Consider the following 24231-nt stretch of genomic DNA (forward strand, 5'->3'; position numbering starts at 1 on the left):
CTGGTATGGATCACCACTGTGCAAAGGACTTTTCGATGCCCATCGTGACCCTGCCGGATGGCAGTCAGAGAACTTTCGACGAACCCCTCAGCGTGATGCAGCTGGCCGAATCCATCGGTCCCGGTCTGGCCAAGGCCTGCGTGGCCGGCAAGATCGGCGGTGAGCTGGTGGATGCCGCCGACCTCATCGAAGATGATGCCGAGGTGGCCATCATCACGGCCCGTGACCCCGAAGGGCTCGAGATCATTCGTCACTCCTGTGCCCACCTGATCGGGCATGCCGTCAAGCAGCTTTATCCTGACGCCAAGATGGCCATCGGTCCGGTGATCGATGACGGCTTCTACTATGACATCGATTTCGGTCGCTCGGTGACGCCTGACGATCTGGCGGCCATCGAGACGCGCATGAAGAAGCTCATCGATACCGAATATGACGTGGTGCGCGAGTACGTCGATCGTGACAAGGCGATGATCACCTTCCTGCATCGCGATGAACCCTACAAGCAGGAAATCGTGCGCGACATCCCCGAAGGGGAGACGATCCGCCTTTACCACCACAAGGAATACACCGACATGTGCCGGGGGCCTCACGTGCCCAATACTCGGCACCTGAAGGCATTCAAGCTGACCAAGCTGGCCGGCGCCTACTGGCGTGGCGATGCCACCAAGCCGATGCTGACACGCATCTACGGCACGGCCTGGGCCGACAAGAAGCAGCTCAAGGCTTACCTGCAGCGGCTCGAGGAGGCCGAGAAGCGCGACCACCGCAAGCTGGCCAAGCGCATGGATCTCTTCCATCTGCAGGAAGAGGCGCCCGGCATGGTGTTCTGGCACCCTAACGGCTGGACCCTGTACCAGGCCCTGGAACAGTACATGCGCCGGGTGCAGATCGAGCATGGCTACCAGGAAATCCGCACGCCCCAGGTCGTGGATCTGTCGCTGTGGAAGAAGTCGGGGCACTGGGGTCACTACAGCGAGCTGATGTTCACCACCGAATCGGAAAAGCGCGAATACGCGGTCAAGCCGATGAACTGCCCCTGCCATGTGCAGGTGTTCAACCAGGGCCTCAAGAGCTATCGCGACCTGCCGCTGCGCCTGGCCGAGTTCGGCAGTTGCCACCGCAACGAGCCTTCCGGCTCGCTGCACGGGCTGATGCGGGTGCGTGGCTTCACCCAGGACGACGCCCACATCTTCTGTACCGAAAAGCAGATCCAGAGCGAGGCCGAGGCCTTCATCGCGCTGACGCTGAAGGTATACAAGGAGCTGGGCTTCGATGAAGTCGAGCTCAAGCTCTCGACTCGCCCGGAGGACTTCATGGGCGAGGCGGCCCTGTGGGACCGGGCCGAGGCCGGGCTCGAGGCGGCGCTCAACGCCACCGGCCTGGAGTGGGAGCTGCAGCCGGGCGAGGGCGCCTTCTACGGCCCCAAGATCGAGTTCGCCCTGCGCGACTGCCTCAACCGGGTATGGCAGTGCGGCACCCTGCAGCTCGACTTCAACCTTCCGGGCCGGCTGGGCGCCCAGTTCGTCGACGAGGATGGCGAACGCAAGACGCCGGTGATGCTGCACCGGGCGATCCTCGGCTCGTTCGAGCGGTTCATCGGCATCCTGATCGAGCACTACGCTGGTGCCATGCCGCTGTGGCTGGCACCGGAGCAGGCGGTGGTCATGAATATCACCGATGCCCAGCGGGATTATGCCTTGGAACTCGAGCGTCGCCTGCAGAAAATTGGCGTTCGCGTCAAGGCGGACTTGAGGAACGAGAAGATCGGCTTTAAAATCCGCGAACATACGTTGCAGAAGATCCCCTATCTCCTGGTGGTAGGAGATAAGGAAGTCGAAGCCGACTCGGTTGCCGTGCGTACGCGCACCGGCGAGAACCTGGGCACCATGACCGTCGACGCCTTTATCGAGAAGGTGCGCGACGAGGGGTTCTGACCCAGGTAGCCAGGTCAGTGCGGTGACGACATCGTCAATTACCGGAAGGAGACGGAACGATCAAGCGAAGCAGCCAGCGCGGACGTCCTCAGGACAAGCGCCCCCCAATGAACGAGCGGATTACCGAGGATCAGGTGCGCCTGATCGACAGCGACGGCGAGCAGCTGGGCATCGTGCCTACCAGCGAAGCGCTCGAGCGTGCCGAAGCAGCCGGTCTAGACCTCGTCCAGATTTCCAATGCCGATCCGATCGTCTGCAAGATCATGGATTACGGCAAGTTCGTCTTCGAGCAGAAGAAGCAGAAGGCTGCCCAGAAGAAGAAGACGAAACAGATTCAGGTCAAGGAAGTCAAATTCCGGCCTGGCACCGACGAGGGCGATTATCAGGTCAAGCTTCGTAACCTGATTCGCTTCCTCGAAGGTGGCGACAAGGGCAAGGTCACGCTGCGTTTTCGCGGCCGTGAAATGGCGCACCAGGACATCGGCCGCAAGCTGATGGAGCGGATCGCTGCGGATCTCGAGGAGATCGGGACCGTGGAGGCCTTCCCCAAGATGGAAGGGCGTCAGATGATCATGATCATTGCCCCCAAGAAGAAGTGATCCGAAGGCCAGCCAAACGGGTGGTCGGCACATGCCGACCATCGGCCCCGGGTTTTCTGAAAAATCTCGAGCGGAGTTAGACTCATGCCGAAAATCAAGAGTAACAGCGGCGCTGCCAAGCGCTTCAAGAAGACGGCCAACGGCTTCAAGCACAAGCAGTCGTTTCGTAGCCACATCCTGACCAAGAAGTCGACCAAGCGTAAGCGTCAACTGCGCGGCATGAAGCAGATCCATGACGCTGACAAGGCCCTGATCCAGCGCATGCTGCCGAATCTGTAAGCCTTTGGTTGCCCCACTTTAACGTCAGGAGAAAGCCATGACTCGTGTCAAGCGTGGTGTCGTCGCTCGTCGTCGTCACAAGAAAGTCCTCAAGCTGGCCAAGGGTTACTACGGTGCCCGTTCGCGCGTCTTCCGCGTGGCCAAGCAGGCGGTCATCAAGGCAGGCCAGTACGCCTACCGCGACCGTCGCCAGCGCAAGCGTCAGTTCCGTGCCCTGTGGATCCAGCGTATCAACGCCGGTGCCCGTCAGCACGGCCTGTCCTACAGCCGGTTCATCGGCGGTCTGAAGAAGGCCGGTATCGAAATCGACCGCAAGGTGCTGGCCGATCTGGCCGTTCACGAGAAGGCCGCTTTTGCCGCCATCGTCGAGAAGGCCAAGGCTGCCCAGTAAGTGATACCGACCGTAGGCGTCGGGCCGGCTCAGGTCGGCCATCGCGACGCCGCACTGTCACAGGGGAAGAGCAGCCGCTCTTCCCCTGTTTTTTGGTGGCAACCCAGCATGGCGGCCACCTCAGGAGCTGTCGCTGGCGCGACGTCGAAAATCGAGTGATTTTCTATCGCGCGTCACTGACGCGTATACAGCAGGTTAATGACTTCGGAGCTCAACGGATGGACCATCTACCGACACTGGTCACCGAGGCCCGTCAGGCCATTCAGGCCGCCGAGAGCATCGCGGCACTCGATGAGCTGCGGGTGCGCTTCCTCGGCAAGAAAGGCGAGATCACTGCCCAGCTCAAGAGCCTGGGCAAGCTGCCTGCGGCGGAGCGGCCTGCCGCGGGTGAGCGTATCAATCAGGCCAAGCAGGCGCTGGCCGATGAGCTTGACGCACGCCGCCAGGCCCTGTCCAAGGCTGCCCTCGAAGCCCAGCTGGCCGCCGAGCGCGTCGACGTGACCCTCCCGGGGCGTGGCCAGGCCAGCGGCGGGCTGCATCCGGTGACCCTGACCCTGGAGCGCATCGAGGGGCTGTTCCACCGTATCGGCTACGACGTGGCCGTGGGCCCTGAAGTCGAGGACGACTACCATAACTTCGAGGCGCTCAATATCCCGGCGCACCATCCGGCGCGGGGCATGGCCGATACCTTCTACTTCGATGCGACCCGCCTGCTGCGCACTCACACCTCGCCGGTCCAGGTACGCACCATGAAGTCCCAGGAACCGCCGATCCGCATTGTCTGCCCGGGGCGGGTCTACCGCAGCGATTCCGACCTGACGCATACCCCGATGTTTCATCAGGTCGAGGGCCTGCTGGTCGACGAGGATGTCAGCTTTGCTGACCTCAAGGGCACCATCGAGGACTTCCTGCATGCCTTCTTCGAGCGTGACGACCTCTCGGTGCGCTTCCGCCCCTCCTACTTCCCCTTCACCGAGCCCTCCGCCGAGGTCGATATCCAGTGCGTGATGTGCTCGGGCGATGGCTGCCGGGTCTGCTCCCACAGCGGCTGGCTGGAAGTGATGGGCTGCGGCATGGTGCACCCCGAGGTGTTCCGTCATTCGGGCATCGACTCGGAGCGCTTCAAGGGGTTTGCCTTCGGCATGGGCGCCGAGCGTCTGGCCATGCTTCGCTACGGCGTCAACGACCTGCGCATGTTCTTCGACAACGACCTGCGCTTCCTGCGCCAGTTCGCCTGACCGACCGCTGCAGAACACAGGATTGACCATGAAATTTTCCGAACAGTGGCTGCGCGAGTGGGTTTCACCGCAGCTGGGGGTACAGGGGCTCGCCGACCAGATCACCATGGCTGGCCTGGAAGTGGATGCCATCGAGCCGGTTGCCGCATCGTTCAGTGGCGTGGTAGTGGCCGAAGTGATCGCCAAGCAACAGCATCCCGATGCCGACAAGCTCAGCGTATGCCAGGTGAATGATGGTGGCGCGGAGCCTGTTCAGGTGGTTTGCGGAGCGCCTAACGTGGCGGTCGGGCAGAAGGTGCCCTTTGCCCGCGTCGGAGCCGTACTGCCTGGCGACTTCAAGATTAAGAAGGCCAAGCTGCGCGGCGCCGAGTCGCGGGGCATGATCTGCTCGGCCTCCGAGCTGGGGCTGGCCGAAGAGACCTCCGCGGGGATCCTCGAGCTGCCTGCCGACGCTCCCGCAGGCGAGGATTTCCGGCACTGGATGGGGCTCGAGGACCACACCGTCGAGGTGGATCTGACACCCAACCGCGGCGATTGCCTGAGCCTCAAGGGGCTGGCACGAGAGGTCGGCGTGCTCAACCGGCTGGCGCTGACGCCGCCTGCCAACCAGCCCGTCGCCGCCACCCATGACGAGACCTTTCCGGTACGCGTCGAGGACGCCGAACGCTGCCCGCGCTACATCGGCCGACTGATCAAGGGGGTCGACGTCACGGCGGCTACGCCGCTATGGATGGTCGAGCGCCTGCGGCGTAGCGGCATTCGCTCGATCGATCCGGTGGTCGACGTGACCAACTACGTCATGCTCGAGCTGGGTCAGCCGCTCCACGCCTTCGACCGCGCCAACCTGCATGGTGCTGTCGTGGTACGGCTGGCGCGTGAAGGCGAGCGGCTGGTGCTGCTCGACGGCCAGGAGATCACCCTGGACGCCTCGACGCTGGTGATCGCCGACGAGCGCGGCCCGTTGGCGATTGCCGGGGTGATGGGCGGGGAGGATTCCGGCGTCGGCCCGGCAACGCGCGATATTTTCCTGGAGTCGGCCTTCTTCTCTCCGCTGGCGGTAGCGGGGCAGGCCCGCTCCTACGGTCTGCATACCGATGCCTCGCATCGCTTCGAGCGCGGTGTCGATCCCGAGGCGACCGGCGAGGCCGTGGAGCGCGCCACTGCCTTGCTGCTCGAGATCACCGGGGGCGAGCCCGGGCCGCTGATAGAGGTGGCCAGTGAGGCTCATCTGCCGGGCCGACGTGAAGTGACCTTGCGTTCGGCGCGGCTCGAGCAGGCGCTGAGCAAGGCCCTGCCCGGCGACGAGGTGCTGGATATCCTCACCCGCCTGGGCATGGAGGTTCGCACCACCGCCGAGGGTTGGCAGGCCGGGGTGCCGAGCTGGCGCTTCGACATCGCCATCGAGGAAGACCTGATCGAAGAGGTGGCCAGGATTCATGGCTACAACCTGCTGCCGGTGCGTCGCCCATCGGCACGCCTGGCGCTGCGTCCCGATCATGAGGCCCGCACGCCGTTGGCACGCCTGCGTCGTCAGATGGTGGCGCGCGGCTACCAGGAAGCCGTCACCTACAGCTTCGTCGCACCCGAGCTGCAGCAGGCCCTGCTTCCCGAAGCGGTGTCACCCCGGCTGGCCAATCCGATTTCCAGTGACCTTGCCGTGATGCGGGCGAGCCTGTTTCCGGGCCTGATCCGGGCGTTGGAATACAACCTCAATCGCCAGCAGACTCGGGTCCGCCTTTTCGAGACCGGCCTGGTGTTCCGTGGTGAACTGGATGAGCTCGAGCAGACCCCGATGTTCGGTGCGCTGGTCTGCGGAAGCCGCTATCCCGAGGGCTGGGCCGGCGGTCGCGAGAAGGTCGACTTCTTCGATCTCAAGGGCGACCTGGAGAGCCTGATCGCGATGGGTGGCGAGCAGGGCGCCTGGCGCTTCGAGCCCGGCGAGCATCCCGCCCTGCATCCGGGGCAGAGTGCGCGTATCCTGCATCGCGGTGAAGCAGTGGGCTGGATCGGCGCTCTGCATCCCGGGGTAAAGGGCGAGCTGGGCCTCAAGGCGGAAGTGTTCCTTTTCGAGGTGCGCCAGGATGCGTTGGCCCATGGACGATTGCCAGCGTTCACGCCGTTGTCGCGCTATCCTGAAGTGCGCCGCGACCTGGCTTTCCTGCTGGGTGACGATCGCCCGGTGCAAGCACTGCTGGATTGCGTTCGTCAGCAGGCCGGCCAGTGGTTGCAGGAACTGCGGCTGTTCGACGTCTACCAGGGCAAGGGCGTGCCGGAAGGAAGCAAGAGTGTCGCCCTGGGCTTGACCTGGCAGCATCCTTCACGCACGCTGAATGACGAGGAAATCAATCAGTTGGTCGATGCCATCGTCGCTGAATCGCATCAACACCTGGGGGCCGAGCTGCGCGGGTGAATGCGGCAGGGCTGGGTGCGATAACGGCGGCGGGCTGGACCGCCACTCTGAGGAGTAGACATGGGAGCGTTGACCAAGGCGGAGCTGGCCGAACACCTTAACGCCGAGCTGGGGCTGACCAAGCGGGAAGCCAAGGCCATGGTGGAGGCCTTCTTCGAGGAGATACGGGCTTGCCTGCGTGAGAATGAGCAGGTCAAGCTCTCGGGTTTTGGCAACTTCGACTTGCGTGACAAGCGCGAGCGTCCCGGGCGCAACCCGAAAACGGGGGAGGAAATTCCCATCTCCGCCCGACGTGTCGTGACGTTCCGGCCCGGCCAGAAGCTCAAGAGCCAGGTTGAGCGCTACGAAGGCCCGCCGCCTACCTGAAGCCAGTCAGGCCGGATAGCCACATGGGGTGGCTATCCGGCATGCATCCTGGCTTGGAGAGGCCCGAATGCTGCCTGCATCCCGCTGGCAGGATGCAATGCCTGCACTAGATGCCTGGCCCGCTCTCCATCAGCCAGGTAATGACGACCTTGAAGATGTATCCCATCATGCCTGCGCCCAGTACCACGAAGAGCATGAGAGTGCCAAAGCGTCCTGCCTGGGATTTCTTGGCCAGATCCCAGATGATGAAGCCCATGAAGAGTATCAGCCCGCCGATCAGCAGTGGCGTGATCCAGGCTTCGAACGTCTGCGTGTCCAGCATGTCGCCTCCTTGAACTAAAGCCCGAGTATTATACTCGGGTATTGGTTCGAGCGGCCTGCGACAATGGGTCGCGGCATCATCAGGGGCACTCGTCGCCAGGCTGCGGCGGCAGGCCCGCACATGATAGGATTCCACCGAAATATCCAGGTTTATCCCCGACATGCCAAAGCTGAAAATCTACGTAGGTACCATGTACGGCGGCGCACTCGATGTCGCCGAGCAAGTCACGCCACTTTTCGAGGCGGCCGGCTATGAGGCGGCCATCCTTGAACAGCCCACGCTCGAGGACTTGACGGCAGAGCGCCCCGACCTGGCACTGTTCTGTGTTTCCACTACCGGGAGCGGCGACTTCCCTGGCAACTTCGTACCCTTTGCGCGAGCGCTCGATGAACGGAGCCCGTCATTGGTCGGCCTGCGTTACGGCCTCATCGCCCTGGGCGACAGTTCCTACGGCGAGACCTTCTGTGGAGCGGGACGGCGGCTCGACGAGATGCTCGAGGGGCTGGGGGCCACTCGCCTGGGGGAGCGACTGGAAGTCGATGCCATGGAGACCTTCATGGCCGATGATGCCGCGTTGCCTTGGGTCGAGGAGTGGATCGAGACACAACAGCTGAAGGTGGCTTGAGATGACTGCGACACCGACAGCCGAGCGGCTTAGCCTGATTGCGGGCCTGCTGGTCCTGATGTTGGCTACCGTGCCCCGCTACCTCGCCGGGGGACACGACAATCGCTTCAACCTGATCATGCTCGCCATCGCAGTCATGGCGGTCGTGGCGGTACTTAACTGGCGGATGCTGAATGCCAGCGAGAGAGCTCGGCTCCCTGGGCTGGGCAAGCGTCTGGGGATTTCGCTGCTGGCCGGGCTGGTACTGATGGGCGGTTGGCATGCGTTGTTCACCGCTTGGATCAGCTGGCAGCTGCTGATTGCCCATGGTGCGACCCTGGGCTTGCTGATGCACGCGCTGTCGCTCTGGTGGCGGCCTGCCGCTGGATAGTCATCCGGCGCCGCAAGAGATGAGGCGGCATGGAAAGCGGCGCTTTAGGGAGCGCCGCTTTGGTTTTTCGGGCCGTTTCCCTCAGGCGAGTCGGTAGCAGGGCACGTACTCCTGCCCCGGCAGCTTCATGCGTCCCTGATCCACGAAGGAGCTCAGCAGGTCATCGAGACGGTGCATCAGCTCCGGTTCGGCATGCAGCTGGAACGGACCGTGCGCTTCGATGGCTCGCAGGCCCTGCTCCTTGACGTTGCCCGATACGATACCCGAAAACGCCCGGCGCAGGTTGGCGGCGAGTTCGTGAACCGGCTGGTTGCGGTGCAGGGCGAGGCTGGCCATTGCCTCGTGGGTCGGCTCGAAGGTGTCCTGGAAGTCCCGGGCGATGGTCAAGCGCCAGTTGTAGTGAAAGGCGTCCTGATGCGTGCGGCGAAACTCGGTGACCGCGTCGATCCCCTTGCGCATGGTGCGGGCGACCTCGATCGGGTCGTCGACGATGATGCGATACTTGCTGCGAACCGATTCCCCCAGGGTGTAGACCAGGAACTCATCGATACGCTCGAAGTACTCGGAGGAATTTTCAGGGCCGGTGAAGATGACCGGCATGGCCATGTCGTGGTTGTCCGGGTGCAGCAGTATGCCCAGCAGGTAGAGGATTTCCTCGGCCGTGCCGACGCCGCCGGGAAACACCACGATGCCGTGGCCGACACGCACGAAGGCTTCCAGACGCTTCTCGATATCGGGCATCACCACCAGTTCGTTGACCAGCGGATTGGGCGCTTCCGCGGCAATGATGCCGGGCTCGGAGATGCCCAGGTAGCGACCGTCGGCAACACGCTGCTTGGCGTGGGCCAGGTTGGCGCCCTTCATCGGGCCCTTCATGGCGCCGGGGCCGCAGCCGGTGCAGATATCCAGCTCGCGCAGGCCCAGGTGATAGCCGACGTCCTTGGTGTACTCGTACTCCTCGCGGGTGATCGAATGGCCGCCCCAGCACACCACCAGGCCGGGATCGCGTCCAGGTTTGAGCGTGCCGGCCTTGCGCAGGATATGGAAGACCGCGTTGGAGGTGCCTTCACCGGTGGTCAGATCGAAGCGCGAGTGGCGCTGGATCTCGTTGTAGACGTAGACGATGTCGCGCAGCACCGAGGAGAGGTGTTCGCGAATACCGCGAATCATCTTGCCATCGACAAAGGCTTCGGCCGGCGCATTGGTCACCTTCAGGCGAATTCCCCGGTCCTGCTGGATCACTTCGATGTCGAAGTCGTGATACGTCTCCATCAGCACCAGGCTGTCATCGGTCATGCTGCCGGAGCTGAGTACTGCCAGCGAGCAGCGCCTCAGCAGATCGTGCAAGCCTGCCTTGGAGGTATCGCGCAGGCGGTTGACCTCGTGCTGCGAGAGCACTTCCAGGCTTCGCAGCGGAGAGACGATGGCGGAGATGGTGTCTGGCATGTAACGTTCCTTGTGGTGTCGACTGACACCCTGGCCATCTGGGACAGAGTCTGGCTCTGGGTGGCGAGAGGGGTGTCATCGACTGTCTTCGATGGATAAGTCGATGCTATCACGCCACCCGGCACGGCGCAGCGCTGCGTGGGCGGGCTGGTGATGATAGGATGAAGGCTCCGCTCCCGGTCCCTCCTGCAAGCGATCGCCATGTTCAACGCTCAGTACTTTCGTACCTTCATCACCCTGGTGGAAACAGGGAGCTTCACGCGGACTGCGCGCCACCTCGAAATGACGCAGCCCGGGGTGAGTCAGCATGTGCGCAAGCTCGAGCAGTATCTCGACAAGTCGCTGCTCGAACGACAGGGTAGGCGATTTGCACTGACCGAGGCCGGCCGGCGTGCCTATGACTACGGCTTGCGGCTGTTTGCCGAGCATGAGCAGTTCCGACACTCCCTCGATGACGATGCACTGGACACCGGGGAGTGCCGTATTGCCTCGCCAGGCAGCGTGGGCCTGATGTTCTACCCGTACATCCTCGGCCAGCAGCAGATGTCACCCGGCCTGACGGTCAGCTACAGCTTCGCTTTCAGTCACGAGATCGTCTCGGACGTGCTTGCCGGGCGTCACGATCTCGGTATCGTCACCGAGCCGATTCGCCATCCGGAGCTGAACTGCAGCCTGTGGCACCAGGAGCCGCTGTGCCTGGTGGTGCCCGCCGACTTTGCCGGAACCACGCTGACCGAGCTGATGGGGATCGGCTTCATCAACTATTCCGACGGTGTCAACCTTGCCGGGGCGCTGCTGCGCAGCAATTTTCCCGACGAGTTTCGCTCGATGACCCAGTTTCGGCGCCAGGGGTTCACCAACGAGGTGGGCATGGTGCTGGATGCGGTGGCGCGTGGACTCGGCTTCACCGTGGTATCGCGCCTGGTGCTGGAAACATCGCCCTGGCAGCGGCAGGTCAAGGAAGTCGACCTGCCCGTTGCCGAGCACGAGACTCTGCACCTGGTCAGCCGGGCGGGTACGACGATACCGCGTCGCTATGAGCGGCTGCTGGAAGGCTTTCGTGAGCAGCGCATGCGCGAACGCTTCGGGTACGGAGAGCTTGCGTCGCCACTGTAATGCAGCGGAAGTGAGGGTGTCCCCAACGCAAACGGCCCGCTAACGCGGGCCGTTTGCGTTACATGGTGCGAAATGGATCAGTCGCGATATTCGTCGATGCTGGGGCAGGAGCAGATCAGCTGCCTGTCGCCGAAGACGTTGTCGACGCGGTTGACCGCCGGCCAGTATTTCGCCGCCTTGACCGCCTCCGAGGGGAAGGCGCCGACTTCGCGAGAGTAGGCGCGCTCCCAGGACGGATCCATCAGGTCGACCATGGTGTGTGGCGCATTCACCAGCGGGTTGTCGTCGGCCGGCCATTCGCCGCGCTCGACGCGAGCGATCTCCTTGCGGATGGCGATCATGGCGTCGCAGAAGCGGTCGATCTCGTAGCGCGACTCCGATTCGGTGGGTTCCACCATCAGTGTGCCGGGCACCGGAAAGGACATGGTCGGGGCGTGGAAGCCATAGTCCATCAAGCGCTTGGCGATGTCTTCCTCGCTGATCCCCGAGGCTGACTTGAGCGGGCGGATGTCGATGATGCACTCATGCGCCACGGTGCCGTTGACGCCGCGGTAGAGCACCGGGTAATGCGCCTCGAGGCGCCTGGCGATGTAGTTGGCATTGAGGATGGCGAGCTCGGTGGCCTGACGCAGGCCGCGTGCACCCATCATCTTGATGTAGGCCCAGGAGATCGGCAGGATCGAGGCGCTGCCGTACGCCGCCGCGGAAACGGCGCCGCACTCCTCCTTTACCCCGGGAATCGGCGTCACCACGTGGTTGGAAACATAGGGCGCCAGGTGCGCCTTGACGCCGATCGGGCCCATGCCGGGGCCACCGCCACCGTGGGGAATGCAGAAGGTCTTGTGCAGGTTGAGGTGGCTGACATCGCCGCCGAAGTCGCCCGGGCGGGAGAGGCCGACCTGGGCGTTCATGTTGGCGCCGTCGATATAGACCTGACCGCCATGGCGGTGGACGATGGCGCACGCCTCGCGAATGCCTTCCTCGAATACGCCGTGGGTCGAGGGGTAGGTAAGCATGATCGACGACAGCGTTTCACTGTGTTGCTCGGCCTTGGATCGCAGGTCGTCGAGGTCGATGTTGCCGAGCTCGTCGCATTCCACGACCACCACCTTCATCTGCGCCATGGCGGCGGAGGCGGGGTTGGTGCCGTGGGCGGAGCTGGGGATCAGGCAGACGTCGCGATGGCCTTCACCCTGGGCGTCCTGATAGCGGCGGATGGCAACCAGGCCGGCGTATTCGCCCTGGGCGCCGGAGTTGGGCTGCATCGAGATATGCTCGTAGCCGGTGATCTCGACCAGGAAGGCTGCCAGCTCGTCGATCATCTGCTTGTAGCCGACCGCCTGGTTCTGGGGCACGAAGGGATGCAACTGGCCGAATTCCGGCCAGGTGACAGGAATCATCTCGCTGGTGGCGTTTAGCTTCATGGTGCATGAACCCAGCGGGATCATCGCGTGAGTGAGCGACAGGTCCTTGTTCTCCAGGCGCTTGAGGTAGCGCAGCATCTCGGTTTCGCTGCGGTAACGCTTGAAGTTGGGGTGCGTCAGGAAATCGGACTCCCGACGATTGCCTTCGGGAATGCCGCTGATGCCCTCGGCGGCAATGCGCTCGTCCAGTGCCGTCACCGAAAGGCCGTGCTCCTCGTCGAGCAGCACGTCGAACAGCGTGTCGAGATCGTGAGCAGTGGTGGTCTCGTCCAGGCTGACGCCGATGTCGCCGCCTTCGTAATAGCGCAGGTTGATCTCGTGGGTCAGCGCCCGGCCGTGGATCTTGCCGGCATCGACTCCGGTCAGGCGCAGGGTGTCGAACCAGCTGTCATGCACCAGGCGGACACCTTTCCCCTTCAGCCCTTCGGCCAGAATGGTGGTCAGGCGATGGATGCGCGTGGCGATGGTGCGCAGCCCTTCGGCGCCATGATAGACGGCATAGAAGCCGGCGATGTTGGCCAGCAGGGCCTGAGCCGTGCAAATGTTGGAGGTGGCCTTTTCGCGGCGAATGTGCTGTTCGCGGGTCTGCATCGCCATGCGCAGGGCGGTGTTGCCGCGACTGTCCCGGGAGACGCCGATGATGCGTCCCGGAATGGAGCGCTTGAGCTTGTCGGTGGTGGCGAAGTAGGCCGCGTGGGGGCCGCCGTAGCCCATCGGCACGCCGAAGCGCTGGGTATTGCCGACCACGATATCGGCACCCAGTGAGCCAGGCTCCTTGAGCAGCACCAGGCTCATGATGTCCGCGGCCACGCAGGTCATCACGTTGCGCTCGCGGGCGGCGGCGAGCAGGGGAGCGAGGTCATGGACTCGGCCGCTGTCGCCCGGGTACTGCAGCAGGGCACCGAAGACATCGTGCTCGGCGAGGCTCTCGGCCGGGCCGACGATCAGCTCGAAGCCGAAGTAGTGGGCTCGAGTACGCACCACATCCAGCGTCTGCGGCAGCACGTCGTCGGCGACGAAGAAGGCGTTGCTCTTCGACTTCTTGTTGGCACGCTGACACAGTGCCATGGCCTCGGCGGCAGCGGTAGCCTCGTCGAGCAGCGAGGCGTTGGCCAGTTCCATGCCGGTGAGGTCCATCACCATCTGCTGGAAGTTGAGCAGCCCCTCCAGGCGACCCTGGGCGATCTCCGGCTGGTAGGGGGTATAGGCGGTATACCAGCCCGGATTCTCCAGCACATTGCGCTGAATGACTGCCGGCAGGTGGGTGTTGTAGTAGCCCTGGCCGATGTAGCTCTTGAACACCTTGTTCTGTCGCGCCAGGCGCTTGAGATAATCCAGCGCTTCGGCTTCCGTGCGTGGCGGGTCGAGGTCGAGTTCACGACCTAGGCGGATGTCGGCCGGCACCGTGCGTTCGACCAGCGTATCGAGGCTGTCCATGTCCAGCGCCGCCAGCATGGCGGCAACATCTTCGGCACCGGGGCCGTTGTGGCGACGGATGAAGGCGTCATGATCGGCCAGTTCGGCCAGGCGGCGGTTGTCGTAAACCATGGATAACCCTGTACGTTGTGTGGTTGACCCCGGCCGGCGGCCGGAGGGCCGTGTCTGTGGATCAGGACTCGCTGTCGACGATGGCCTGGTAGGCCTCGGCAGTCAGCAGGGCTTCAACGGCAGCCACATCCTTAACGCGAACCTTCATGATCCAGCCATTCTCGTAGGGCGATTCATTGACGGTTTCGGGCGCGTCCTCGAGCGCTTCGTTGACTTCGACGATCTCTCCGGCCAGCGGCGCATAGAGGTCGGAAGCGGCCTTGACCGATTCGATCACGCCAAACTCCTCGCCCTTGTCCAGGGTGCGACCCACCTCTGGCAGCTCGACGAACACCACGTCGCCGAGTGCCTCCTGGGCATGGTCGGTGATGCCGATGGTCACGGTGCCGTCGCCGTTGTCCAGCACCCATTCGTGGCTGTCGTTGTAGCGCAGGTTGGCAGGAATCGAGCTCATGATGTTTTCCTATAAGAAAAAGGTTTTCCGAGTCAGGGAATGCTAACGCTATCGTCGCCGTTTGGCGAGTCCAAGGCCATCAATGACCTGTTGCGATGCGTCGACTGCATGGACAGCGTGGCGTGTCGTATCTCGCACGTCCAGTCACTGAAGTGAATTCGACAGTGATGATGGGAATCACTAATCTTGTTTCTCAGGTGCCTCGGCTGGCCCGGGGACACGAGCCGGTCGCTTGGCGTAGGGGCGCTGCACGATATGGCTTGTGTTTCCGATAGGAAACGTGGGTGAGGCTGTGGCCAAGCGTTGATAGTTTGCCGCAGATAACGTTTCGACCGACTGGTTTCATCTTGGCGTTTTCCGCTATGGTACGCCGGCTTGTCGTGTCAATCCTTCGTGTTTGCCGGCCCATTGCATGATGATTCTTCTTCTTGAGGAGCATCCCGGTTGGGCCCTGGCGCGGGAGGGATCGAACGATGCGGGGCTTGTTGCAGCGGGCCTGTCAGAACCTGAACAACATTCCATACAACAGAGGGAAACGTTCGTGGAAACATTGACTGCGATTTTCAGCGCCATCAACGCCGTGGTCTGGGGGCCGTTGATGCTCATCCTGCTGCTGGGGGTGGGACTTTACCTGCAGCTCGGGTTGAAACTGATGCCCATCCGCAAGCTGGGTACCGGCTTCAAGCTGATGTGGCAGGGACGTGAGGCCAAGCCGGCTCCCGGGGAGGCAAAGAAGGCGGAAGAGGGTGAAATCTCCCCCTTCAATGCCTTGATGACGGCGCTTTCGGCCACTATCGGTACCGGCAACATCGCCGGCGTGGCAACGGCCATTGCCCTGGGGGGGCCGGGTGCGGTGTTCTGGATGTGGATCACCGCGCTGGTCGGCATGGCGACGAAGTTTGCCGAGGCGGTGCTGGCGGTACGCTATCGTGAAACCGACAGTACCGGCTATCACGTCGGTGGCCCGATGTTCTACATCAAGAACGGCCTGGGCAAGAAGTGGCTATGGTTGGGTGCTGCCTTTGCCTTCTTCGGTGCGGTGGCAGCCTTCGGCATCGGTAACACCGTACAATCCAACTCCGTTGCCGACGCGCTAGACTCCACCTTCGGTATTCCCCATGGGGTGACCGGTCTTGTCATCATGGTGCTGGCCGCGGCAGTCATCCTCGGCGGGATCAAACGCATCGCCAAGGTAGCCGGCAAGCTGGTGCCGATCATGGGCATTGCCTATATCGTGGCCGGCCTGATCGTGCTCGTTGTCAATGCTGGCCAGCTTGGCGACGCCTTCAGCATGATCTTCTACTACGCCTTCAATCCGCATGCCGCGGTGGGCGGATTTGCCGGTGCTGCCGTCATGGCCGCCATTCGCTTCGGGGTGGCGCGCGGGATTTTCTCCAACGAGGCGGGCCTGGGTAGTGCGCCGATCGCTCACGCGGCGGCCAAGACCCGCAACCCGGTTCGCCAGGGCATGATCGCCATGCTCGGCACCTTCATCGACACCATCATCGTCTGTACCATCACGGCGCTGGTGATCCTGACCTCCACGGTGTGGATCGAAGGGGAAGCGGGGGCCTCGTTGACGGCGCTCTCCTTCGACGCAGCGCTGCCGGGCTGGGGTAACCAGATCGTCTCGCTGGCGCTCGCGGTGTTCGCCTTCACCACGATCCTGGGCTGGTCGTTCTACGGCGAAAAGTGCTTCCAGTTCCTCTTCGGTACCCGTTCCATCATGCTCTACCGGGTGCTGTTCGTATTGGCGATCCCGCTGGGTGCGATGGCCCAGCTCGGCTTCATCTGGCTGATGGCCGATACCTTCAATGCGTTGATGGCGATCCCCAACCTGATCGCACTGGCCCTGCTGTCGCCGGTGGTGTTCAAGCTCACGCGCGACTACTTCGACGGCAAGGAAGTGCTGCCGGGTGAGGATCTCGATCACAACAAGGGGTGAAGACGCATGCGGTGACGAGGCGACGCCTGACGCCTCGTCACCTCTGCTTCACCTTGTTCATCTTCTCAATGCCATGAGGTAATCCATGAGCGAACTGAAGCGCACGCCGCTGCATGCCCTGCATCTCGACCTGGGGGGAAAGATGGTTCCCTTTGCCGGCTATGACATGCCGGTACAGTACCCCCTCGGCGTGAAGAAGGAGCATGAGCACACCCGGTCCGCTTGTGGCCTGTTCGATGTTTCCCATATGGGGCAGATTCTGCTGCACGGTCCGCGCCCGGCCGAGGCGCTGGAAACGCTGGTATGTGCCGATATCGTCGGCTTGCCCGAGGGCATGCAGCGCTATGCGCTGTTCACGGCGCAGGAAGGCGGCATTCTCGATGATCTGATGGTGGCCAACCCGGGCGATGGGAGTCTGTACCTGGTGGTCAATGCTGCCTGCAAGGATCAGGACATCGCTCTGCTGGAGACGGGGCTCGACGCCGATCACCGCATTGAAGTGCTGGATCGTGGGTTGCTGGCGCTGCAGGGACCCAAGGCCGCAGAAGTCATGCGCCGCCACTGTCCCGCTGCCTGCGAGCTGGTGTTCATGCAGCATGGCTCATTCGAGATCGGTGGCGTCTCGGTGTGGATCAGTCGCAGTGGCTATACCGGTGAGGATGGCTTCGAAATCTCGGTGCCGGCGGCCCAGGCAGAGGCCCTGGCGCGCCTCCTGCTGGCCGAGGAGGAAGTCGAGGCGATCGGCCTGGGGGCGCGTGACTCATTGCGCCTCGAGGCAGGCCTGTGCCTGTATGGTCACGATATCGATACCGAAACCACACCGGTGGAGGCAGGGCTCATCTGGGCCATCGGCAAGCCCCGGCGCCACGGTGGCGAACGGGCGGCAGGATTCCCGGGAGCCGATGTCATTCTGCATCAGGTCGATGCCAAGGATCATCGTCGCAAGCGCGTCGGTCTGCTGGGCGAGGGGCGTGCGCCGGTGCGCGAGGGTGCCGAGCTGTACAGCGAGGACGGCAAGCGTATTGGTACGGTGACTTCAGGTGGCTTCGGTCCCAGCGTGGGCAAGCCGGTGGCGATGGGCTATGTGGATATCGAGCATGCAGCGGTCGACACGGTCGTGCATGCCGAGGTGCGCGGCAAGCGCCTGCCCATGCTGGTGAGCAAGATGCCCTTCGTGGCGCCGGGCTATTATCGCGGCTAGGCCTTATACCGTTAACTACCTGTGCGGTTAGCTGATTGTGCCGCTATCTGATCGAGGCCACCGCCTGACCGCGGTGGCCTCTTCATTTGAGCCGAACAACGAGGGACGCCCTGGCTCAACGCATCAGTTCGGCATGCTCTTCCCAGTAGCGGCCCATGACACGCTCCTCGGTCACGTCGTACAGGGAGTGACGCCGCGCCAACTGGGCGCCACCATCTCGGGTGAGCGGGCGCCAGGCAACCTGAGCACGCTGGCGCGTCGAGCGAACGAAGAACGCATCGAGAGGCAGTGAGAGGTAGACGCCCTTGTCGAAGCTTCCTTCACCGAAGTCGTCACCGGCATCGGTGAAAGTGGCCCATGCCCCCAGCCGAATGCCCGACTCGAACTCGCGTGACGCATCGAAGGTAACGCCGAGGTCGCCGGCCAGGTAGCGGCCTACGCTGATCTTGGCCAGTATGTCCTCGAAGTCCGTTTGCCAGTAGCCGGTAAGGTGTCCTGTCCAGGTGCTGTAGTCGCGCATGCTGAAGCGCTGGTCGAAGTCGCGCTGCTTGACCCAGTTGAGGTCTAGGCCGAAGGCCAGATCGCCGTTGAAAGGCCGGTAGAGGAGTTCGCCGCCCAGGCCGGCGTACATCGTCTCGAGCAGTCCGCCATAGCCCATTGCGTACCAGTTGCCGCCCAGGTGGCCAGTGCGGGTGTACTGGAGATTGCTGATGCCAAGATCGGTCTCGGCCAGGTAGTCGCCGATATAAGTGCGCACCCGCGGCAGGTCGGATGGTCCTCTGTAGCGATACTTGTCGAGGTTGTCGTCGACCGTGTAGGTGAGCGTGGCCGACAGCCAATCGTTGCGACTCAGCCGATACTCGCCGTCGAGGTTGGCGGAGAGGCGGTAAAGGTAGCCGTCGGGTCCGCCGAAGTTCTGTTCCAGCTGCGGCTCCAGGCTATAGGAGTAGCCGCGTGACGAGCTTTCATGAAGCACGGCGCCTTGGGCAGGAGCATGGCCGGCATGAGCGTAAAGGCCATGGCGGTAGTCCGCGCTCTCGGCGCTGGAGGCAGCCGCGGCAATGAGTGCGCCGCGGTCATGGACGCTTTCGCGCAGTGGCATGCCGCGCTCGTGCCAGCGGAAACGAATGGTCTCCACCTCCTGTCCGACGTGGTTGTGCAGCAGGCGACCGGCGCGATACTCGCTTTCGGCGAGAGAGGGATAGCGGGTGGGCTCTCCCTCCACGATCAGGCTGCTGCCTTGCTGTGCAATCCGGTAGACGCCGATCCCGGCGTTGGCATCGAGCTCTCGGCTGAGGCCTTCCCAGTCATCCATGTGGGTTCCGGGGGCGGGAGCCAGCTCAGCGGGAGCCGGGTCGCGCTTGGTCTGTGACACGGTCGCAAGGTTGGTCGAGAAACTGATGCCGAGCATGGCAGTGTTGCCACGCTGCCAGCCAGCCTTCAGTTCGACGCTGTCGGTCAGGCGAAGACGAGCGCCGAGGTTTACGCGAGAATCCTGCGGCTGATGGTTGCGCTGTGGCTCGCGTTGGTAGTTGTTGCCCTCCACTTCCAGTTGAATCACCAATGGATCCCATGGGGTCTGGTACTCGATACCGCCAAACAGGGCGCTGCGGCCGCTGAACAGGCTGCCCGGACTGACCGTGCCGCCGTCTCCTCCCGAGCGGAACCCCGAGCGGCGATCGAAGCGGTCGTCGAGTCGGCTCAGCGGGTTGGTGAAATCCTCCTGGTTCCCCAGGTAGCCCCAGCCGAGCCCCAAGGTGAAGTCGAAGTCGTGCCAGCGTTTGCTCGCGACCAGGTATTCTCCCGAGAACAGGCCGGTACCGCCGATATCGCGGGCGCCCACGGCGACCTGCGGCCAGAAGCGGCTCTCCTCGCGCAGCCGCAGCTTGATGTCGACTCCCTTGTCCAGGTTGTTGCGATCCCCCCTGGCCGCCAGGTAGCGGCGATTCTCCACTTCGACATAGCGAAAGCCTGCCTCCAGCCACGCGGTGGGCTGGAAGAACACGTTGTAGCGGCGGTAGGGTGCAGTGCGTGAAAACGAGAAGGCAAACCCGCCGAGGGGTGCCATGCGCGCGGTCGGTGTCTGCATCAGCCCGACACCGCCAAAGTCGCCTTGGCCGGCGCCCAGGCGGGGCTGGCCTGGGTCGGCAGATGTCGACATGGGGCTGGCCAGGCCGATAGCGAGGGCGAGCGATGTGAGGCGCAGCGGCTGCACTGTAGGCCGCTTCATGGGCCAGGCCTCGCCGGGGCGGCCTGGCTCGGTCTCGATGTTGCCAGGGCCTGGCAGGAATCCCCCGGCATGCGGGTTGCCAGGTACCCAGGCAAGTTACGATTGATCCAGCCCGCCTCGAGCACCTCATCGGTCAGCGCCAGTGCAACGCGGCTACCAGGCACCAGCGGGGCATCGCCGGCGTTCCAGGCCGCCACGCCGATGCGACGCGGCTCACCGTGTGGGCTGATCAACCAGGCCTCTTCGGCCTGGGACCAATGGCCGCGCGGTTGTTCGTTGAGCAAGTCGCGCAAGGTCAGGCCGGGTCTCCATGGGTGGCGGGTTACGCCCTGGAAATGCCATAGCTCGACCCATTCGGGGATAGTGCACTGACCTGCGGCAGCCAGTGAGGCCAGCGCTGGGTCATGACGTGGCGAGGCCAGCAAGGCGGCGAGATCGGCCCTGACGGGCGTGCGTCCCGGCGCCGGATCAAGCTCGGCTATGGTGTCTTGCCATTGGCCCAGGCCGCGGGCCAGATCGGTGTGTCCGCTCAGCGCGTACCGCTCGACGAGGGTGGCGAGCTCTTCATGGAGTCGCCTGCCCTGGCGCTGCTGGGCTTCCTGCTGCCCATCCAGCAGATAGTAGCGATAGCCGGGCTCCTCAAGCTGACCTTCCTGTGCCAGCCACAGCTCGGAAAGCCTGTCAGGGTCAGCCAGTGCCTGGAGGGAGGGCAGCAGCACCAGCAGGGCTCCCAGGCCGACACGGTGCCAGCTTCGGGAAGGGGAATAGTGACGTTGGGTCATTCTCTTTCTCGTTGTCCCGGCGATGACGCTACGACAGGTGTTGCCTACCGTTCTGCATCGCCCTCGGTGTCCTCGGCATTGCTCCACCAGGGCCGCGCCACCTGCCAACGCAGGCTTGGGCCGTCAGGCCAGAGCATCATGTCACCCCCCCATATCCTCAAGCTGCCCGGCTCACGCCAGTACACGTTGCGGCCAGCTGCTCCATGCTCCCAGTCGAGCCGTTCGGTACAGCGCTCGAGACTCAGCTGTGTCAGCGGCAGATCCACGGGCTGTGCCGGCTCGCAGGAGAGCCTCGCTACGGCAGTATCCTGTTGCTCCTGTCCGCTGCCATCGAGCCAGTGGGCATGGACCCGATAGCGGTCGTCATCCTGGCTGTCCGAGTGCCATCGGCCCAGCAGGTCGGCCTCGAAGCCAGCCGTGCTCATGGGGATCCCGTCGCGCATATGCAGCGTGGCGCGATCACCCGCCTGCCAATAGGTGTCGCGGCCTCGCTCCCCCGCCCGATGCGCCATGACCATCAAGGCCCGGTTGCCCTGCTGTCTCACTGCCAGGGTGGCGTAGGGCAGGGCCTCTGCCTGTGCTGCCAGGTCCTGCCCGTTGCGCTCGCCCAGCAATGTGGCTCCCATTGGGGTCAGTTGACCGCCCTGAGAGCACGCCGTGAGCCCTGCGATCAGACCAGCCAGTATCAAAAGCCGTTGAAGCAGGACCGCCTTGCGACGGTCCTGTGGCGGCACATGCGTATCGCTGTACCGTCTGTTCGAGCTCATCAGCGCGTACCGGTGCCCGTGCCTGTGCCGGTGCCTGTTCCCGTGGCACCGATAAGCACGCCGATACCGGCTGCGCCACGGTTCACCGCACCAGCCAGAGCCTGGCCGGAATTCCCCGGGGCCTCACCGGCAGCGCCACGCCCCGTGGCAAGCCCCCCGCTGGCTACCGCGTCTGGCGCCGGCGTATTGGCTGTATCGCCGGGCGCCCCTTGGGTGCCTTGTGGCAGGGTGGCCTGCTGGGCCAGCGCCAGGGGCGCCAGTCCCAGCAGCGCTACGCCAGCCAGCGCAGCGGTGTGCCGTCGCAGTTGGGTGGGATCGATCATGTCGGTATGACTCCTGTATTGCGCCGGTCAGTTCCGGCGGGGTGATGGCCTGATAGTGAATCCATATCCTGTCATGAAACACAGATAACCTACCTGGCCTGCCTGCCGGGAGCAGGCAACTTAACAGGCTTATAATTGCGTGCAAACTAACCTCCCGCGAGCATCAAGACTCACGGCGATTTGGGTTTTAGTGTTTGGCTTCAGATTGGTGTTTGGATTAGTACATCAATGATCGGTCCTGGGGAAGAAACAAAAATTAATGTTGGTTTTCAGAGTGTGCACATCGGTAAAAAAATGTTTTAAATGCAATATTGGGGGGTGACAAGCGAAAAAAAAGGATTATTCTGGCCTTCGCTCGTTCGGCGTCTTTTATGGATTGAAAGACTTCCGGCCTCATCCCGCATCCTTGTGTTTGATATTTTGAATCGGCCTGCACCGAGGGTTTTTTGTCATTTTTGTCAATGTCTTAGGGTAGGCTTCGGGGATTTTGCCAAACTCCGGGGCGGTAGCGTGCCTGGTTTTATCGTTAAGGATGGCTTCGTGAGAGGTGTGATTAAAGTGTTCTTAGGTTTTAGTGGCTGCGGGTGAAGGAGTGTCTTATTAGAGAGACATTGTGAGCCAGGGTGTGTCTCTAAAAGCCCACATACATGTCGGAGATGGGCGTCACGGTGGAAAAGTGAATTGAGAAATTGTGTTTGACTGTTTCGTGTTGTGTCACTTGGTGGCGACGTTAACGGATAAAAATGACGACAGTTGGTGATGATTAATTGCGACAGCAAAGGGCAGGGGTTTAAAAGCAGGGCGATATCAGGCTTTGATAACCAGTGAGTGTACGTCGATGAAAAACTACGACTTCCTGTGGCAGAAAAAGGGGATTCTACTCTTGCTATTGGGTTTTTCCACTCTCGTAGGGTGCGCCTATGCCCCCGGCGGCCATATCGATTACCGCGCGGACTCGGCGCCGATTGACGATCTGGTCGATATCGAGCCCATCACTTTCGGTCTGGTGCGTGCACAGCGCGAGGAGGCCCGGCGCGTCGTGGAGCTGGATGAGGTCAGTGATGCGTTGCAGCAGGATCTCGATGGGTATGACTATCTCATCGGCAAGGGGGACGTGCTCAGCGTCATCGTCTACGGCCACCCAGAGCTGACCATACCTGCCGGGGGAGAGCGCAGCGCGGCAGAGTCGGGAAACACCGTGCACAGCGACGGCACCATCTTCTATCCATTCATCGGCCGGATTGCTGTGGAAGGGCGCACGGTACGAGAAGTGCGCGACGTCATCGCCACTGGGCTCGAGCCCTATGTCGCCATGCCCCAGGTCGAGGTTCAGGTCGCCCAGTACAACTCGCAGAGGGTCAATGTGACCGGTGCGGTCGTCGATCCGGGCCCGCAGCCGATACGCAACGTGCCGTTGACGGTTCTCGATGCCATCAATCTCTCCGGTGGCCTGGCCGACCACGCCAATTGGCACGATGTCCTGTTGACCCGTGAAGGCGAGGAAATCCGCCTGTCTCTCCACGAGATGCTCAATCAGGGACGCCTGGAGCAGAACATGCTGCTACGGGGCGGCGATGTACTGCACGTGCCCGATAACAGCGATCAAAAAGTCTACGTCATGGGTGAAGTTCGCGATGCCAAGAGCCTGCCGATGGGCTCCGGCCAGCTCACTCTGACCGATGCGCTCTCACAGGCCGGCGGCATCAACGAGGGCAATGCAAACGCTTCGGGCATCTTCGTCATACGCCGGGCGCCCGCTGACAGTGACAAGTTGGCCACGGTCTACCAGCTCGATGCGCGCAACGCGACGGCCCTCATGCTTGGCGCTGAGTTCAACCTCGAGCCAACCGACGTGGTGTATGTCACGACGACCCCGCTGGGGCGCTGGAATCGCGTAGTGAGTCAGCTGCTGCCGACCGTCAGCAGCCTCTACCAGACCACGCGGACCGGTCGTGAGCTGGAACGCATCGTCGAGTGAGGGGAAGGGCATGATTCATGGGGTTCTGGTGGTGTGCGCCGGCAACATTTGTCGCAGTCCGGTCGGGGAGGCGCTGCTCAGGCAGGCCCTGCCTGGCCTGAAGATAGCCTCGGCGGGGTTGGGGGCACTGGTCGGACATGGTGTTGAGCCCACTGCCGCCAGGCTGGCCGAAGCCGACGGCCTCGATGTCTCCGGTCACCGCGCACGGCAGCTCGAGGAATTCATGGTCAGGGAGGCCGATCTGATCCTGGTCATGAGCGAGGGGCAGCGCCTGGCCCTTGCCAAGCGTTTTCCCTTCGCGACGGGCAAGGTGATGCGCTTCGGGCACTGGGTGCCGAGTCATGACGGTCACGGCGTGGACATCCCCGACCCCTATCGCAGGGACGAAGAGGTCTTTGTGCGCGTTCATTGCACGCTCACCGAGGCGGCCAGGCTCTGGCAGGCCCGCCTGGGTGGCTGACGGCATTGGCGCAGCGACCCACC

The 24231-nt window shown here is 63.0% G+C and carries 22 protein-coding genes; 14 read left to right on the plus strand and 8 right to left on the minus strand.

The genetic code is table 11. The features are described 5' to 3' along the window. The first annotated feature begins 35 nt into the window (after positions 1–35). From thrS to H1D44_RS00180, 7 genes are all read left to right on the plus strand, one after another. Positions 36–1934 (plus strand): threonine--tRNA ligase, encoded by a 1899-nt coding sequence (thrS, locus tag H1D44_RS00150; protein ID WP_181512825.1) that lies wholly within the window; start codon positions 36–38, stop codon positions 1932–1934. A gap of 59 nt (positions 1935–1993) precedes the next feature. Next, a complete protein-coding gene (gene infC, locus H1D44_RS00155) occupies positions 1994–2533 on the plus strand; it encodes a translation initiation factor IF-3 (protein WP_338073453.1) in 540 nt (179 codons plus the stop codon). Between the two features lie 84 nt (positions 2534–2617). Further along, positions 2618–2812 carry a 50S ribosomal protein L35 gene (rpmI, locus tag H1D44_RS00160; RefSeq protein WP_089725334.1) on the plus strand — a complete coding sequence of 65 codons (195 nt, stop codon included), beginning with the start codon at positions 2618–2620 and terminating at the stop codon, positions 2810–2812. 37 nt (positions 2813–2849) lie between these two features. Continuing rightward, a complete protein-coding gene (rplT, locus tag H1D44_RS00165; protein ID WP_010628691.1) occupies positions 2850–3203 on the plus strand; it encodes a 50S ribosomal protein L20 in 354 nt (117 codons plus the stop codon). A gap of 218 nt (positions 3204–3421) precedes the next feature. Continuing rightward, the gene (gene pheS / locus H1D44_RS00170) at positions 3422–4441 is read left to right on the plus strand and encodes a phenylalanine--tRNA ligase subunit alpha (protein ID WP_181512827.1); all 1020 of its coding nucleotides are present in this window, start codon (positions 3422–3424) and stop codon (positions 4439–4441) included. 28 nt (positions 4442–4469) lie between these two features. Further along, entirely contained in the window at positions 4470–6851 is a 2382-nt protein-coding gene (gene pheT / locus H1D44_RS00175; RefSeq protein WP_181512828.1) for a phenylalanine--tRNA ligase subunit beta, read from the plus strand. A gap of 60 nt (positions 6852–6911) precedes the next feature. Beyond that, positions 6912–7217, plus strand: coding sequence for an integration host factor subunit alpha (locus H1D44_RS00180; RefSeq protein WP_181512829.1), 306 nt, complete (start codon positions 6912–6914; stop codon positions 7215–7217). 106 nt (positions 7218–7323) lie between these two features. Here H1D44_RS00180 and H1D44_RS00185 read toward each other — a convergent pair whose 3' ends face one another. Further along, positions 7324–7539, minus strand: a complete 216-nt coding sequence (locus tag H1D44_RS00185; RefSeq protein ID WP_181512830.1) for a DUF2788 domain-containing protein — start codon at positions 7537–7539, stop codon at positions 7324–7326. A gap of 160 nt (positions 7540–7699) precedes the next feature. Here H1D44_RS00185 and H1D44_RS00190 point away from each other — a divergent pair, with 160 nt between their 5' ends. Together H1D44_RS00190 and H1D44_RS00195 are read left to right on the plus strand one after the other, a co-directional pair. Next, a complete protein-coding gene (locus H1D44_RS00190; protein ID WP_181512831.1) occupies positions 7700–8164 on the plus strand; it encodes a flavodoxin domain-containing protein in 465 nt (154 codons plus the stop codon). Between the two features lies 1 nt (position 8165). Further along, positions 8166–8534, plus strand: coding sequence for a hypothetical protein (locus H1D44_RS00195; RefSeq protein WP_181512832.1), 369 nt, complete (start codon positions 8166–8168; stop codon positions 8532–8534). Between the two features lie 81 nt (positions 8535–8615). On the opposite strand, the gene ppnN is transcribed toward H1D44_RS00195, so the two are convergent. After that, on the minus strand, positions 8616–9980 hold the full coding sequence (ppnN, locus tag H1D44_RS00200; protein ID WP_220127916.1) for a nucleotide 5'-monophosphate nucleosidase PpnN: 1365 nt from the start codon (positions 9978–9980) through the stop codon (positions 8616–8618). A 201-nt stretch (positions 9981–10181) separates the two neighbouring features. Between ppnN and H1D44_RS00205 the strand changes: the two genes are divergently transcribed. Continuing rightward, the gene (locus H1D44_RS00205; RefSeq protein ID WP_181512833.1) at positions 10182–11096 is read left to right on the plus strand and encodes a LysR family transcriptional regulator; all 915 of its coding nucleotides are present in this window, start codon (positions 10182–10184) and stop codon (positions 11094–11096) included. A gap of 77 nt (positions 11097–11173) precedes the next feature. Here the strand turns inward: H1D44_RS00205 and gcvP are convergent, their stop codons facing one another. Next, on the minus strand, positions 11174–14068 hold the full coding sequence (gcvP, locus tag H1D44_RS00210) for an aminomethyl-transferring glycine dehydrogenase (protein ID WP_181512834.1): 2895 nt from the start codon (positions 14066–14068) through the stop codon (positions 11174–11176). A 61-nt stretch (positions 14069–14129) separates the two neighbouring features. Then, positions 14130–14522 (minus strand): glycine cleavage system protein GcvH, encoded by a 393-nt coding sequence (gene gcvH / locus H1D44_RS00215; RefSeq protein ID WP_181512835.1) that lies wholly within the window; start codon positions 14520–14522, stop codon positions 14130–14132. Positions 14523–15063: 541 nt separating this feature from the next. On the opposite strand from gcvH, the gene H1D44_RS00220 reads away from it, so the two are divergent. Both H1D44_RS00220 and gcvT read left to right on the plus strand, forming a co-directional pair. Beyond that, complete coding sequence (locus H1D44_RS00220; RefSeq protein WP_181512836.1) at positions 15064–16467, plus strand: amino acid carrier protein; 1404 nt, start codon at positions 15064–15066, stop codon at positions 16465–16467. Between the two features lie 85 nt (positions 16468–16552). Beyond that, on the plus strand, positions 16553–17668 hold the full coding sequence (gcvT, locus tag H1D44_RS00225; protein ID WP_181512837.1) for a glycine cleavage system aminomethyltransferase GcvT: 1116 nt from the start codon (positions 16553–16555) through the stop codon (positions 17666–17668). Positions 17669–17783: 115 nt separating this feature from the next. Here gcvT and H1D44_RS00230 read toward each other — a convergent pair whose 3' ends face one another. The 4 genes from H1D44_RS00230 to H1D44_RS00245 all read right to left on the minus strand — a co-directional run bounded on the left by H1D44_RS00230 (position 17784) and on the right by H1D44_RS00245 (position 21770). Then, positions 17784–19898, minus strand: coding sequence for a YjbH domain-containing protein (locus H1D44_RS00230; protein WP_181512838.1), 2115 nt, complete (start codon positions 19896–19898; stop codon positions 17784–17786). Next, positions 19895–20680, minus strand: coding sequence for a capsule biosynthesis GfcC family protein (locus tag H1D44_RS00235; RefSeq protein WP_181512839.1), 786 nt, complete (start codon positions 20678–20680; stop codon positions 19895–19897). The genes H1D44_RS00230 and H1D44_RS00235 overlap by 4 nt, the downstream gene beginning before the upstream one ends. A 44-nt stretch (positions 20681–20724) precedes the next feature. Beyond that, entirely contained in the window at positions 20725–21306 is a 582-nt protein-coding gene (locus tag H1D44_RS00240; protein ID WP_181512840.1) for a YjbF family lipoprotein, read from the minus strand. A 140-nt stretch (positions 21307–21446) separates the two neighbouring features. Next, positions 21447–21770 carry a hypothetical protein gene (locus H1D44_RS00245; RefSeq protein WP_181512841.1) on the minus strand — a complete coding sequence of 108 codons (324 nt, stop codon included), beginning with the start codon at positions 21768–21770 and terminating at the stop codon, positions 21447–21449. Positions 21771–22608: 838 nt separating this feature from the next. Between H1D44_RS00245 and H1D44_RS00250 the strand changes: the two genes are divergently transcribed. Continuing rightward, the gene (locus tag H1D44_RS00250; RefSeq protein ID WP_181512842.1) at positions 22609–23748 is read left to right on the plus strand and encodes a polysaccharide export protein; all 1140 of its coding nucleotides are present in this window, start codon (positions 22609–22611) and stop codon (positions 23746–23748) included. Between the two features lie 10 nt (positions 23749–23758). Next, positions 23759–24208: a low molecular weight protein-tyrosine-phosphatase gene (locus H1D44_RS00255; protein ID WP_181512843.1), complete on the plus strand. Its 450-nt coding sequence runs from the start codon at positions 23759–23761 to the stop codon at positions 24206–24208. The last annotated feature ends 23 nt before the right edge of the window (positions 24209–24231 follow it).

The organism is Billgrantia kenyensis (assembly GCF_013697085.1).
Classification (GTDB): Bacteria; Pseudomonadota; Gammaproteobacteria; order Pseudomonadales; family Halomonadaceae; genus Halomonas; species Halomonas kenyensis.